This is a genomic window from Microbulbifer harenosus (assembly GCF_005771435.1).
GTDB lineage: Bacteria > Pseudomonadota > Gammaproteobacteria > Pseudomonadales > Cellvibrionaceae > Microbulbifer > Microbulbifer harenosus.
The window spans coordinates 189438-203014 of record NZ_VANI01000005.1; the positions used below are offsets into that span (position 1 = coordinate 189438).

A 13577-nucleotide genomic window follows, 5' to 3' on the forward strand; every position below is an offset into this window, starting at 1 on the left:
GATCCTGCTCAGAGAACGCCAATGGCTGCGCAAACTGCGGAAGAAAACAAAATTGGACTGGTCCCGGCAACGTTGATGGTCGCCGGCAACATGATGGGTTCCGGCGTATTCATGCTGCCCGCCAACCTCGCAGTGGTCGGCAGTATTTCGCTGATCGGCTGGCTGATAACGGTCGCCGGCGCCGTCGCACTCGCTCTGGTCTTTGCACGGCTCGCATCGCTATATCCGGCTGCGGGGGGACCCTATGCCTACGCCCGTGCCGCGTTCGGCGACTACATGGGATACCAGACCAATCTCGTATACTGGCTCGCCAATGTGGTCGGCAATGTCGCACTGGCCACCGCCGGTCTCGGCTACCTCACGCATTTTTTCCCACCACTGAAAGAGCCGATTACCTTCGCGCTGGCGCAAATCGCGGTGATCTGGCTTCTCACCTACGCCAATATACTGGGCCCGAAAACCGTCGGCCGCATCCAGTCCTGGACCACCGGCCTGGTGCTGATCCCGATTCTCGGCACGGCTGTGCTCGGCTGGTTCTGGTTTAACGGGCAGACATTCAGCGACGGCTGGAATGTATCTGGCAAAAGCAGTGTGAGCGCCGTTATGGCCACGCTGACATTCACACTCTGGGCATTCATCGGGGTAGAAACCGCCTCCGTATCCGCAGGCGTAGTAAAGAACCCCACCCGCAATGTACCCATTGCCACTGTCGGCGGCGTCATACTCGCTTCAGTCGCGTATGTTCTGAGCTCATCGGTGATCATGGGGATGATTCCAAACAAAGAACTCATCACATCCTCTGCTCCCTTTGCCGATGCAGCACGGCTGGCCCTTGGCAATACCGCTGCAAATGTCGTCGCCATATGCGCCGCTGTGGGATGTATCGGCTCACTTGGCGGCTGGACGCTGCTGGTTGGGCAATCCGCCAAAGCGGCGGCGGATGACGGGCTATTTCCGGGGCTGTTTTCCAAAACCAACGACAAGGGTGTTCCCACCGCCGGACTCGCGCTTGTGGCAGCGTTAATGTCAGTGCAGGTACTGGCCACCATGTCTCCTACGGCAAGCGAACAATTTGGCAAAATTGCCTCTGTCGCCGTAATTATGACGCTGCTCCCATACATCTACTCGGCAGTGGCATTGAAAGTACTTGGCTACGGGAAGATGCCGCAGAAACAATACAACCTGTTTACCTTGATCCTGTTGCTTGCGGCGGTTTACTGCCTGATGGCACTGGTAGGGTCCGACGGTGGCCAAACGCGCTGGTCGCTGATTTTTGTTATTTCCACGATCGTCTTCTATGCGCTCACACTCAACCGCAAAAGAGAAGTTCAGGAGTTGCACCACCTGCCCGAAGGGCCAGCGCCAAAGTGGGTGCGCTACCTTACGCTAACCGTCACCATAGGCGCACTGGTTGTATTTTTCTGGATATCCGTGGGGCAGATGAAAGAAACAAAACTGAACGAACGCGAACCACAACCCATTGAGCGACCCACACTCCCCCACGAGGAACCACAACGCCGATAATATTTCGTCAAATCAGCGCTGAAAACACACCTCCGTTACATATGCAATCGGCCTTGCCGTCCGCGGTGTGACGAGGAAATCAGTAGGCTGAAAATTTGGGATGGCAGGTGCTACCGCGGTACGCCACTGTGGAAACGAAACTCACTGTCCGCTCCCTCAACCAGCGAACGGTCCACTTCCAGCAGCGCACGCACTCTAGGCTGGATGTCCTCATCGGTTGCCTTCTGCGCAAGGGCCAGATAATCCCTAAAATGGCGCGCCTCCGACTTCAGTAGGGACAGATAAAATTTCTGTAGCTCGTCATCCAGATGGGGAGCAACTTTCGCAAAGCGCTCGCAGGAGCGCGCCTCGATGATTGCGCCGCAGATCAGGGTATCCACCAGCCTGCCCGGCTCCGCGCCCCGCACCTGATCTCGCAGGCCCGCGGCATAGCGGGATGCACTGACATGCGGATACCTGATTCCGCGCTTCTTCATGATCGCAATCACCTGCTCGAAATGCCGCAGCTCTTCACGCGCAAGACGTGACATCTTGTTCAACAGTTCGAAATTGTCCAGATAGCGGAACATAAGGTTCAGCGCGGTACCGGCTGCTTTTTTTTCGCAGTTGGCGTGGTCCACCAGCATCATTTCCGGCTCGGCGAGCGCCGCCTGCACCCAGGCGTCGGGCGTTTCACACAAAAGAAACTCGTGAATGGCGGAAAGATCAGGCACTTCGTTAGACATGGGCAGCTACTGGACTCGACAGGAAAAACGCACACAAACATCGGCACACCCCATTTCCGGGGCAGGTGCAGCGCCGGCGCAGTATACCCGCTCTCCCCTTTACTGGATAACCTCAACCACTGCTGGCAGCGGGCGCGAAGGGTTGGTCCCGTAATTCACAAAATATGGTAACGGCTTATTAAGTGGATTAATATTTGCAACCATATGAACACTTATATGCCGCACTACGGCCAGCTATGTCACGGGAGCGCCACTGATGCCCGATACCGCAAAATCCATTTCCGAACTGACTCGCTTGCTGCCGTCGATACTCGCGGATATGCACAAACAAGCTGCCGAACTGCGAGATACCCTCGAACAGGTTCAGCAGAGCGCACGCTCTTGGGAGAGCTATCTTCTTCAACCAGCCTTTGCACTAGAAGCCGCCCAACGCCTGGCGCAGCCATTTGAGCAACCTTTCCGGCTTGCCGGCGCCCTGTTTTCCCTGCTGGATTACGGCGAAGGCACTGAGCTGGGAGACGCGCGGCAGACTCTACAAATCCCTGGATTGCTGGCGGTTCCGCGCTCCGCTATTGAGCTGGCGCAGCGACTGAACCAAAGCAAGCACCACTTCCAGCAAGTGACCAATACGTTCAAAGCCTGCCTGAGTGACCGCCCTCCCCTTGAGCGGGACGGGCGGCTGCGCGATGCGCTGGCCGACGCCGGATACCCGCGCGCGCACCTGCGCCAGTGCTACCGGCAGATACTCGTCTGCGGAGAAAAACCCGATGGCATCGCACTGAGCTGGATCAAGGCCCGCAAGTCCATTCGCAGGGTTTCCGCAGAGTGGTGTGAGAAAAAGCTGGTGCAGCTGGACCCCCTGGGGGAGGACCCGGGCATTCAATATCAGCGGCAGTTACTGGCGGGATTGCATCAGAAACAGCACGAGTCTCTTCGGCAGGTTCAGGTTCAAAGCCGCCCTAACCTGCAAGTGGCGGAAATTTTTCACGGCGAGCCGCAAGACCACTATCGACAGGTGGGCTACTCCGCCATGCCGGTGCTGGTCGAAGGCGGCGACAACGGACGACTGCCCGAATTTACCCGGGTCGAGCACACCCCTCCGGCCAGCCGCAGACGCCAGCGACGGGACCTGAAAATAGCCACGGAGGCCTTTCTGCCGGCGCTCAGGGTGCATCTGCACACGGATGATAGGTTGTCGCGCTAATCGCTGACGGGTGAATCAGAACCAGCAGCGCGCGCGGCAAGCTGCCGTTCGTATCAGAGACCGGAAAGTTTAAAGGGCCCGCCCCCCTGACACCGGCACTGATTCAAGCCTGGGGTCACGCCGATTGCAGCCCCGGCGCCACGAATCTCTGGTAATACGCCACGGAAAGCGCATAGAAGTCATCGTCGATCCGGCGCTTCACCTCCGTCAGCGCCACGCCGTGCGCGGCACCCACAGCGGCAAGCCCGTAGTGCGCAAGGTTGTCAATCTGACTGGCACCCGCGCGCAGCAACTCAAACACCCAGCAGTAAGGGTTCTGGTCTTCATTAAAACGGATCTGCTGATGGCGCATCTGCGTCAGCAACAGGTTTTGATCTACAATTTCCAGCTGACTGCGCACGGCATTTGCAAGATAACCGTCACGACGCTCCGCTATGATCCGGCGCTGCTCTTCCGAATACGCATTCCAGTCAATCACTTCGTGGGCAAAGCGCTTGCAGCCACGGCAAACGTTGTCTCCGATTCCGGTGGAGCAAACGCCGATACAGGGCGTGCGCACTTTTTTATAGATCACCATGCAGCGTGAATACCTCTTGGTCCTGCCGTCCCGGATCACAGGTGTGAAAGCAAGCGGCAGAGAATAGCATTTTTGATGAGCGGATTGACCCATTCACAGGATGGATAGTGCTCTCGTCCCCGCCCACAAAATGCGATTAATTCTCACTTTCAAAAAGGTGGATAATCGACCTTTATTCATTTTGTGAATGGCGACAATTTGCGTAAGTTATTGATTTTTCAGCGAACTTAACAGGGTCTAGCCTTTAATGTAGAATTCGCCACCCGCCTCCAGCGGCCATTGTTAATTATCGGAGTTCGGCTGGCGCATTAGTCACAACCGGATTCCTGGAAAGCTGTTGGTTCTACCCCACATACACAGAGGGAATTATCCGTGCTTGAAGCCTATCGCAAACACGTCGCCGAGCGCGCCGAACAAGGTATCCCGCCCAAGCCCCTGAACGCTGAGCAAGTGGCCGGCCTGGTTGAACTGCTGAAAAACCCGCCCGCGGGTGAAGAGCAGGAGTTGCTGGACCTGATCACCAATCGCGTACCGCCGGGCGTGGACGAAGCGGCTTACGTAAAAGCCGGTTTCCTTACCGCCATCGTCAAAGGCGAAGCGAAATCCCCGCTGATTGACGGCGAACACGCCACCAAACTGCTGGGCATGATGCTGGGCGGATACAACATTTCCACCCTGGTTGAACTGCTGGACGATGCCAATCTGGGCGCACTGGCGGCCGAGCAGCTGAAAGGCACCCTGTTGATGTTCGACGCCTTCCACGACGTGGAAGAGAAGGCCAAAGCCGGTAACGAACACGCCAAAGCCGTAATCCAGTCCTGGGCCGATGGCGAATGGTTCACCAAGCGCGACAAAGTTGCCGAGAGCATCAAGGTTGCCGTATTCAAGGTAACCGGCGAAACCAACACCGACGACCTGTCCCCGGCACCAGACGCCTGGTCCCGCCCGGACATCCCTCTGCACGCGTTGGCCATGTACAAGATGACCCGCGACGGTCTCACCCCGGAAGAACACGGCGTGACCGGCCCGCTGAAGCAGATCAAAGAAGTACAGGCCAAAGGCCTGCCGGTTGCCTTCGTCGGCGACGTAGTGGGCACCGGCTCTTCCCGTAAATCCGCCACCAACTCCGTTCTGTGGTACTTCGGCGACGAAATGCCGGGTGTGCCGAACAAGAAAGGCGGTGGCATCTGTATCGGCGGCAAAGTTGCACCGATCTTCTACAACACCATGGAAGATGCCGGCGCACTGGTATTCGAAGCCCCGGTTGACGACCTGAACATGGGTGACGTGATCGAGATCCGTCCCTACGACGGCAAGATCCTGTCTGAAGACGGCAAAGTGCTGTCCGAGTTCGCGCTGAAATCCGACGTGCTGCTGGACGAAGTTCAGGCGGGTGGCCGGATCAACCTGATCATCGGCCGCGGCCTGACCACCAAGGCCCGCGAATCCCTGGGTCTGGGCGCTTCCGATCTGTTCCGCAAGCCAGAGCAGCCTGCCGACACCGGCAAGGGCTACACCCTGGCACAGAAAATGGTCGGCAAGGCCTGCGGCGTGGAAGGTATCCGCCCCGGTACTTACTGCGAGCCGAAAATGACCACCGTTGGCTCCCAGGACACCACCGGTCCGATGACCCGTGACGAACTGAAAGACCTGGCGTGCCTGGGCTTCTCCGCAGATCTCACCATGCAGTCCTTCTGTCACACCGCGGCTTACCCGAAGCCCGTGGACATCGACACCCAGCACACCCTGCCCGACTTCATCATGAACCGCGGCGGTGTTTCCCTGCGCCCGGGTGACGGCATCATCCACAGCTGGCTGAACCGCATGCTGCTGCCGGACACCGTGGGTACCGGTGGTGACTCCCACACCCGTTTCCCGATGGGCATTTCCTTCCCGGCCGGTTCCGGTCTCGTGGCGTTTGCCGCGGCCACCGGTGTTATGCCGCTGGATATGCCGGAATCCGTACTGGTGCGCTTCAAAGGCGAACTGCAGCCGGGCATCACCCTGCGTGACCTGGTACATGCCATCCCCTACTACGCGATCCAGCAAGGCCTGTTGACCGTCGAGAAGAAAGGCAAGAAGAACATATTCTCCGGCCGCATCCTCGAGATCGAAGGTCTGGACCACCTGACCGTCGAGCAGGCGTTCGAACTGTCCGATGCCTCCGCCGAGCGCTCCGCGGCCGGCTGTACCATCAAGCTGCCGGAAGAAGCCATCGCCGAATACCTGCGCTCCAACATCACCCTGCTGCGCTGGATGATTGCGGAAGGTTACGGCTCCAAGCGCACCCTGGAGCGCCGCGCGCGCGCTATGGAAGAGTGGCTGGCCAACCCGGAGCTGATGAGCGCCGACGCCGACGCGGAATACGCCGCGGTAATCGAGATCGACCTGGCCGATGTGAAAGAGCCGATCGTGTGTGCACCGAACGACCCGGACGACGCGCGTCTGCTGTCTTCCGTTGCCGGTGACAAGGTGGACGAGGTATTCCTCGGTTCCTGCATGACCAACATCGGCCACTTCCGCGCCGCCGGTAAACTGCTGCAGCAGCACAAAGGTGGTATTTCCACCCGTATGTGGATCGCTCCGCCCACCAAAATGGACGAGCACCAACTGATGGAAGAAGGCTACTACAACATCTACGGCGCCGCCGGTGCCCGCACCGAGATGCCCGGATGCTCCCTGTGCATGGGTAACCAGGCACGTGTAGCTCCAAACAGCACCGTGCTGTCCACCTCCACCCGTAACTTCCCGAACCGCCTGGGCGACGGTGCCAATGTGTACCTGACCTCTGCGGAACTGGCCTCTGTGGGTGCGATCCTGGGCAAACTGCCGACTCCCGAGGAGTACCAGCAGTACGCGCAGAATCTGGACTCCATGTCCGCGGAGATTTATCGCTACCTGAACTTCGACCAGATTGAGGAATTCCAGAAATCTGCCGAAGAAGGCAAGCGCATCGCCGCTACCGAGATTCAGGATGTTGCGGTTTAAGTAGCGGGCGGACTGACGCTAAAAAAAGCCCCGCTCGTGAGAGCGGGGCTTTTTCATCTTTGAATAAAACACGGGCAACGGATAGCTCTACCGATTCAAACTGATTTTCAGATATCGGAGCCGACCCACATGCTCAAAACCATACTACTTCTCTTAGGAGGCTTTGTCGCTGGAATAGGCTCTACCATCGGGCTTTCCATGTACTTTGTATACGAGTATGCAACGCAGCCCGACGAGCTGGAGAAATACTCACTTCCTGATGCCGAATACTCCCTCTCCAACGATGCCTATACGAATACCAACGAATGCCACAACTTTCCGGTGGAAAAACTGCTGGGCAACTGGTACGGGCAGAAGACACTGGATGACGGCAACCTCCAGAAATGGAAAGTGACCCGGTTTGCCGATGGCACCTATCAAATTCAGTTCGAGCTTTCCAGCCCTGAAGGCCTACACACTTCGAAGGAAAGCGGACTCTGGAGTTACTCTGGATGTCTTTATTCAGTTATCACCAAATCCCGGAATGGTGAAAATGTTCTATTTCAGGAAGTGTATCGGGTACAAGATTTGACCGACAAGAAACTTATCTACACGAATTATCGGACCGGGAACACATTTACTGTTATCAAAGGTATTTAACGACAGATGTGCTCCAAACAACATCGAATGATTTGAAGGATGGCCCCTTGCCTACCCCCATGATTGGCAGCAAGAGCCCTCGGCTGGTGCTCTATGTACCTCACAAACCCAATTCCTTTGACGAATTGACCGAGCGACCAAATATCCAGACTCTGATCGCCAACAACACAAACCATTGGCGGAAAATTGCCACTCTACTGGCCAAAATCTGTAGCCCGGATCTGGAAAACTGGCGTCAGTTCAGGGATTCGAGGTTGCTGGAAAGTTCTGCCATCAGCATCAACCCAACCCTGTGCAATCTCGAGAGCAGGCCTTGGCATTGGATCGGAGGCAAAGACAACCAACGACGTTTCTCCTACCTGCAACACAATGCGCTGCCATTGGAAAGCTGCGAAAATGTCGCCGTCGACCGGAGAAAACAATTACTGTTCACCCCCTATCCGGATTACCGACAACTGGATAATGCAGTAATCATCGAAATTCGCCGCGCGCTAGAAACAGGTGGTTTCTACAGCGGCACTTGATCTGGCACTTATCCCAAAGGCCGGAATCCGTTCCCACCCTGAGAAACTGTTCAGACTGACACAAACTCAACGCCTGGAAAGGGTTGACCCCCTAGCATCCAGTGAAGCCAGGATGCGTTTCATTTCATCCGCCTCCTCCTGCGCCCGTTTCGCTTTGGCCGCGGCCATTGCGGCCTTCTCCGCTTCGATCCCGGCCTTGATCGCGCGTTCGCGGGCTGCACTTCCGGTGCGTCCGGTCGCCAGTTTTTCTTTCGCCGGCTTTGCGGTGCGCTTGGTTGTGGTACTTGCCGGGGCAGAGCTAACAGGCGCAGCACCGACACCGGGGCGGGGTTTCGGCTTGGGTTTGCTCAGCGCGGCCTTGGTTGCGCCGGGCAGAACCGTGGTGATGCCGACAAGGCTTTTTCCATTGTAGGTATCCAGCGCCTCTTCTACCAGCTGTTGCAGCTCCAGGCGGTCTTCAGCCACCGCAAACAGCTCAACGGAGTATGAATGCGGGCCAAAGACTTTCAGTTCCCGGTAAAACGCGTGATCGATACCAAGGGGAAGCGCTTGCTGCAGTTGCTTGAAGCGGGCCTCTGGGGTTAACCCTTCGCGGGCAGTGCCCACCCATACGTCATCGGTTACGTCATTTGTAAGGGTAAATACGATCATGGAACCTCAGTCAACGTCATAGAGATCAAAAGTGAACAGCCAATTCACAGTTATCCGAATGGCCAAAAGGCTGCGCATTCTAATGATTTAAAACGAAATGTGCAGACTTGACTTGCGGTGCACTTCCCATACATTCGAACCATAAAATTAATCACTGTAAAACGATGAAACTCCCCTATTTTCTCGGCTGCCCCCAATGGCAACACCCGGCGTGGCACACCCGTCTGCCGGCAGGTGCCACGCCGCTTGAACGCCACAGCCAGCTACTGAATTGCGTCGAGGGGAACACCACTTTCTACGCAACACCAACACAAGCGCAATTTGCCGGTGCACCTGTTGCCGGTGGATGCAGCACCGGGATCCGCTACATCGGCCACCCGGACCTCGAAAACAACCGACCAATCAGTTATTCCAGCATAAATCTGCGTATTCGAACTTATTGAGTAAGTGACCGAAATCTCAATCGCTCGCACAGCGAGGCTTTCCAGCCGACTCTGACCTTCCTCTCCGCCAGATACCTTTCCCAAATACCCTATATGGAAAACTTGGTAGAAGCAGTAAAAATCGCCTGCTGGAAATTTGATGCCAGGCCCACTGATTTTATCAGTAATGTATATGTGAAAAACTTGAACGTTGAAGGCGAAACCGAAATGGACACCTATACACGTATAAAAGCTAATGAGCAGCTGTACAAGGATGTCACCAGCACAGTTATCGAAGCAGCGAGAATTCTAGGAGTAGCCACCGAGCTCTACTTTTACATATACAGCGCCGCTAAAAATTACAAAATACCTAAGGCGGAATTACATGGCGCCTTAATGCGTGGCGGAGCCCAGTCTGTAGAAATGGACTCTAATATTCATTTTTTTAAGGTAGGCAGCAATGATGGTTCGATTGCTCGTATTTTGCCCACCAATCTGCACAAAGCAATACTTCTAGGCAAAGCTGTAGTGGCACGCTAAATCTGGCCACCAGGATTTAATGTCTTAAATCCTGGTGGCTACTAACGCTTTAGTGACCATTAAGGTCTAATATCTCAGAAGGTGTAGGTGATCGCTGCGAAACCCTTGAGCACATAGTCGTCATCGACTATCGGGCTGTCAGCAATATCGTTGCCCAGGTATTCGGTGTTCACGTCCAGCACCAGGCGCCAGTGTTCGTTAATTTCCAATATTCCTCCTACACCAACCTCTGCTGTTACAGTACTTCCTACATCGTAGGCAGGTCTACCCGGCAACGCTGCCCAGCGCGGCACGCCGAAGTCGTAATTGGCGAGATCGTCACTCAGCCAGTTCACACCGAGCGAAGGTGCCCAACTCACATTTCCCGTTTGAAATCCTTTGGAAACCCGAAGCTCCGCGGTACCACCCCCAAAGCGGTCGAGCACATCGTGCTGATAACGGAAGTCCACATCGATCCGGTTCGGGCCGTCGTATACCACACCTACCCCCGCCATCAGGGTGCTGTCGCGGTCACCAAGTCCCACAAGGATCGGACTGTCATCTTCTTCGTAGGCACCGACGCGGTAGGCGGCATTGACTGCGAAACGGGATCGGTCGCTGCCAAACAGGCCGTATCGCAGACTCGGCCCTACCCACTGCAGTCGCTCGCCGAAATAGGTAATGGCCGGGATGACCTGCACCACTGAGCTGTCCGATCCGAGATAAGGACTGCTGCGGCCGATCACCCCGATACCAACACCCCACTGGCCGGATTCGCCGAGCACCTGGTACATCTCGATGTCGACATTTCTGGTTTCATTTTCTGCCAGAGTAAAACTCGCACGCTGGAAGCTCGGCGGTCCCTTGGGACGATAATGGTTTGACAGGCCTATCGGCTCTTTTGGAATACCGATAAAGGTGCGGTCCAGTGCGAGATTGTTGTTCTCGTCACCATAAACCAGCAACGCTACGGTCCCGGCTGGCACACCCGTGATCCGATACACTCCATCCGTATTGATCGCCTGGCGGGACTCGCTGCGCGGACTGCGAAAATCACCGAAGGCATCGGGGTTGTCGTAGATCTGGAACACCAACGCACCGGTTGTCGGCGCATTTTGCACCCGGACTTCCAGCTCCGCCCCCCAGGCGCGACCGGCCATCAGCAACACCAATACAATACCGGGCAGTAGATTCAACTGGTTCATCCGGGTTTCCACTTCCACTCAGAAATTCACTTATAGTACGCAAATATTTGCCGATGGATCACCACCCCGGACTTTTATAAAGCCAGAAAGCAGAAACGGGCGGCCAGCAGGCCGCCCGTTCCGGAAAGTTCTGTCGAGTATGCAATGCAAATACCAACCTTTCACCGCTCAGTTGAATTGATCCAGGTTCATGACTTTGCCCCACGCCTGGACAAAATCATTCACAAAAGCCGCTTCCGCCTCTTCCGTCGCGTAGTACTCCGATACGGCACGCAGCTCGGAGTTTGATCCGAAGATGAGGTCTACCGGTGTTGCTGTCCATTTGACCTTACCGGTTTTGCGGTCTTTCCCTTCGTAGACCCCCTCACCACTGGATGATTTGGACCATTCCGTATCCATGTTCAACAGGTTCACGAAAAAGTCATTGCTGAGTGTTCCGGGTTTATCGGTAAAGACACCGCGCCTCGAGTTGCCGGTATTGGCGCCGAGTGCGCGCATGCCCCCAACCAGCACCGTCATTTCAGGGACAGTGAGCGTGAGCAGGTCGGCCCGATCAATCAGCATTCTCGTCGGCGATACGGAATTGTCACTGGCGTAATAGTTGCGGAAGCCGTCTGCGCGCGGCTCCAGCCAGGAAAAGGATTCAACGTCGGTCATCTCCACCGTCGCGTCATTGCGCCCCGGCTTGAATGGCACCTTCACATTGTGACCCGCCTTTTTTGCGGCCTGCTCAACAGCGGCGTTGCCCGCGATGACAATGGTGTCTGCCATAGAAACCTTTTTGCCGCCGGAAAGCGATCCGTTGAAGCTCTTCTGGATGGACTCCAGCTTCGCCAGTACCTTGGCCAGCTCCTTGGGATCATTTGCCGGCCAGTCCTTCTGCGGTGCGAAGCGGATACGCGCGCCATTCGCGCCACCGCGCATATCCGAACCCCTGAAGGTGGAGGCCGACGCCCAGGCGGTACGCACCAGTTCCGGCACGGTCAGCCCGGAGGCGAGAATCCTGGATTTGAGCTGTTCGACGTCTCCCTCATCCAGCAAGGTGTAATCCACTGCGGGTATGGGATCCTGCCATAGCAGATCTTCTTTTGGCACTTCCGGCCCCAGGTAGCGGGATTTCGGGCCCAGATCCCGATGGGTCAGCTTGAACCAGGCACGCGCAAAAGCATCTTCCAGCTCTTTCGGATTCTTGTGGAATCGCTCGGAAATCTTGCGATAGGCCGGATCCTCAATCAGTGCCAGGTCCGTGGTCAGCATGATCGGTGCGTGTCGCTTATCTTTCAGGTGTGCGTCCGGCACCATGTTGGCGGCATTGGGGTCTGTGGGTATCCAGACGGTACCGCCGCCCGGCCCTTTGGATTTCTTCCATTCGAACTTGAACAGATTGTCGAGGAAGTTGTGACTCCACTGCGCCGGGGTGATCGTCCAGGCGCCTTCCAGGCCGCTGGTGAAGGTATCTTCCGCGTTGCCTTTGCCGCATTTGTTTTTCCAGCCAAAACCCTGCTGTTCAATGGGCGCAGCCGCCGGTTCTTTGCCGATACAGTCGGCCTTGACCGCACCGTGGGTTTTACCGAACGCGTGGCCACCGGCAATCAGGGCAACCGTCTCTTCGTCATTCATGGCCATACGCCCGAATGACAGGCGAATTCTTTCCGCGGCCAACTTCGGGTCAAGGCTTGCGCCTGGCCCCTCCGGGTTGACGTAGATCAGGCCCATCACCGTTGCCGCCAACTGGCGATCCAGCCCCTTGCCCTGAAAGCGTTTTTCGTAATCCAGCATCTTGGTCTCGGGGCCCCAGTAAACCCGCTCCGGCTCCCAGTCGTCCTTGCGTCCACCGGCAAAGCCAAAGGTCTTGAACCCCATGGATTCCAGCGACACGTTGCCCGTGAGAATCATCAGGTCGGCCCAGGAAAGTGCATTGCCGTACTTCTGTTTGATCGGCCACAGCAAACGGCGCGCCTTGTCGAGGCTGACGTTGTCTGGCCAGCTGTTCAGCGGGTCAAAGCGCTGCTGGCCACCGCCGGCGCCGCCGCGACCGTCACCCACCCGGTAAGTCCCTGCGCTGTGCCACGCCATACGGATCATCAGCGGGCCATAGTGACCGTAATCTGCCGGCCACCAGTCCTGTGAGGTGGTGAGCACTTTTTCGATGTCTTTCTTGACCGCGTTCAGGTCCAGGCTGTTGAACGCTTTCGCGTAATCAAAGTCATCCGCCATCGGACTCGATGACTTCGCGTGATCCCGCAATGGGCTGAGATCCAGCATATCCGGCCACCAGAAGGTATTGGGCTTTGGCTCACCCGGCGGCGTATCCTCAGGCATGGGGTTGTTCTGCGCCTGAGTCAAAACACTGGCGGAGAGTGTCGCGATTGTCATTGCGACGGCGGCGGAAAGGGTTATCACCTTTTTAATCATTGCTGTGCCTCCTGAGAGAAACCGGCGTGTTCGTAATGAAAATATCTGGTTGTGAATATAGGCGCTGGTACAGCCGAAGATTGATGAACAGAAGGCATCCAGCGACAACCTACTGAACGAGACTGGAAAATTCTTAATGTGCGCCTCCAATCCATAAAACCGCCAAATCAGTTTGATTATTTTT

At 56.3% G+C, this 13577-nt stretch carries 12 protein-coding genes; 7 read left to right on the forward strand and 5 right to left on the reverse strand.

The window, feature by feature from the left end:
• Positions 1 to 21: 21 nt before the first annotated feature.
• Positions 22 to 1524 carry an arginine/agmatine antiporter gene (gene adiC, locus FDY93_RS05355; protein WP_138234712.1) on the forward strand — a complete coding sequence of 501 codons (1503 nt, stop codon included), beginning with the start codon at positions 22 to 24 and terminating at the stop codon, positions 1522 to 1524.
• Between the two features lie 110 nt (positions 1525 to 1634).
• Here the strand turns inward: adiC and FDY93_RS05360 are convergent, their stop codons facing one another.
• Positions 1635 to 2249 carry a MiaE family protein gene (locus FDY93_RS05360; protein ID WP_138234713.1) on the reverse strand — a complete coding sequence of 205 codons (615 nt, stop codon included), beginning with the start codon at positions 2247 to 2249 and terminating at the stop codon, positions 1635 to 1637.
• A 256-nt stretch (positions 2250 to 2505) separates the two neighbouring features.
• Here FDY93_RS05360 and FDY93_RS05365 point away from each other — a divergent pair, with 256 nt between their 5' ends.
• A complete protein-coding gene (locus FDY93_RS05365) occupies positions 2506 to 3453 on the forward strand; it encodes a hypothetical protein (RefSeq protein WP_138234714.1) in 948 nt (315 codons plus the stop codon).
• Between the two features lie 115 nt (positions 3454 to 3568).
• On the opposite strand, the gene FDY93_RS05370 is transcribed toward FDY93_RS05365, so the two are convergent.
• Positions 3569 to 4030, reverse strand: a complete 462-nt coding sequence (locus tag FDY93_RS05370) for a DUF1289 domain-containing protein (RefSeq protein WP_138234715.1) — start codon at positions 4028 to 4030, stop codon at positions 3569 to 3571.
• Between the two features lie 372 nt (positions 4031 to 4402).
• Here FDY93_RS05370 and acnB point away from each other — a divergent pair, with 372 nt between their 5' ends.
• The 3 genes from acnB (at position 4403) to FDY93_RS05385 (ending at position 8181) form a co-directional block, all read left to right on the forward strand.
• Positions 4403 to 7018 carry a bifunctional aconitate hydratase 2/2-methylisocitrate dehydratase gene (gene acnB, locus FDY93_RS05375; protein ID WP_138234716.1) on the forward strand — a complete coding sequence of 872 codons (2616 nt, stop codon included), beginning with the start codon at positions 4403 to 4405 and terminating at the stop codon, positions 7016 to 7018.
• 129 nt (positions 7019 to 7147) lie between these two features.
• A complete protein-coding gene (locus tag FDY93_RS05380; protein WP_138234717.1) occupies positions 7148 to 7657 on the forward strand; it encodes a hypothetical protein in 510 nt (169 codons plus the stop codon).
• A gap of 47 nt (positions 7658 to 7704) precedes the next feature.
• A complete protein-coding gene (locus FDY93_RS05385; protein ID WP_220446104.1) occupies positions 7705 to 8181 on the forward strand; it encodes a DUF6942 family protein in 477 nt (158 codons plus the stop codon).
• A gap of 66 nt (positions 8182 to 8247) precedes the next feature.
• On the opposite strand, the gene FDY93_RS05390 is transcribed toward FDY93_RS05385, so the two are convergent.
• Positions 8248 to 8832, reverse strand: a complete 585-nt coding sequence (locus tag FDY93_RS05390; protein WP_138234718.1) for a GIY-YIG nuclease family protein — start codon at positions 8830 to 8832, stop codon at positions 8248 to 8250.
• Positions 8833 to 8996: 164 nt separating this feature from the next.
• Between FDY93_RS05390 and FDY93_RS05395 the strand changes: the two genes are divergently transcribed.
• Positions 8997 to 9275: a DUF72 domain-containing protein gene (locus FDY93_RS05395; RefSeq protein WP_138234719.1), complete on the forward strand. Its 279-nt coding sequence runs from the start codon at positions 8997 to 8999 to the stop codon at positions 9273 to 9275.
• Positions 9276 to 9368: 93 nt separating this feature from the next.
• On the forward strand, positions 9369 to 9794 hold the full coding sequence (locus FDY93_RS05400; protein ID WP_138234720.1) for a hypothetical protein: 426 nt from the start codon (positions 9369 to 9371) through the stop codon (positions 9792 to 9794).
• Positions 9795 to 9868: 74 nt separating this feature from the next.
• On the opposite strand, the gene FDY93_RS05405 is transcribed toward FDY93_RS05400, so the two are convergent.
• Both FDY93_RS05405 and katG read right to left on the reverse strand, forming a co-directional pair.
• Positions 9869 to 10978, reverse strand: coding sequence for a MipA/OmpV family protein (locus tag FDY93_RS05405; protein WP_138234721.1), 1110 nt, complete (start codon positions 10976 to 10978; stop codon positions 9869 to 9871).
• Between the two features lie 168 nt (positions 10979 to 11146).
• The gene (gene katG, locus FDY93_RS05410; RefSeq protein ID WP_138234722.1) at positions 11147 to 13393 is read right to left on the reverse strand and encodes a catalase/peroxidase HPI; all 2247 of its coding nucleotides are present in this window, start codon (positions 13391 to 13393) and stop codon (positions 11147 to 11149) included.
• Between the last annotated feature and the right edge of the window lie 184 nt (positions 13394 to 13577).

Bases quoted from the DNA above. Each gene is read 5' to 3' on its own strand.
- adiC (WP_138234712.1), top strand. From the start codon at position 22: ATGGCTGCGCAAACTGCGGAAGAAAACAAAATTGGACTGGTCCCGGCA.
- FDY93_RS05360 (WP_138234713.1), bottom strand. From the start codon at position 2,249: ATGTCTAACGAAGTGCCTGATCTTTCCGCCATTCACGAGTTTCTTTTG.
- FDY93_RS05365 (WP_138234714.1), top strand. From the start codon at position 2,506: ATGCCCGATACCGCAAAATCCATTTCCGAACTGACTCGCTTGCTGCCG.
- FDY93_RS05370 (WP_138234715.1), bottom strand. From the start codon at position 4,030: ATGGTGATCTATAAAAAAGTGCGCACGCCCTGTATCGGCGTTTGCTCC.
- FDY93_RS05380 (WP_138234717.1), top strand. From the start codon at position 7,148: ATGCTCAAAACCATACTACTTCTCTTAGGAGGCTTTGTCGCTGGAATA.
- FDY93_RS05390 (WP_138234718.1), bottom strand. From the start codon at position 8,832: ATGATCGTATTTACCCTTACAAATGACGTAACCGATGACGTATGGGTG.
- FDY93_RS05395 (WP_138234719.1), top strand. From the start codon at position 8,997: ATGAAACTCCCCTATTTTCTCGGCTGCCCCCAATGGCAACACCCGGCG.
- FDY93_RS05400 (WP_138234720.1), top strand. From the start codon at position 9,369: ATGGAAAACTTGGTAGAAGCAGTAAAAATCGCCTGCTGGAAATTTGAT.
- FDY93_RS05405 (WP_138234721.1), bottom strand. From the start codon at position 10,978: ATGAACCAGTTGAATCTACTGCCCGGTATTGTATTGGTGTTGCTGATG.
- katG (WP_138234722.1), bottom strand. From the start codon at position 13,393: ATGATTAAAAAGGTGATAACCCTTTCCGCCGCCGTCGCAATGACAATC.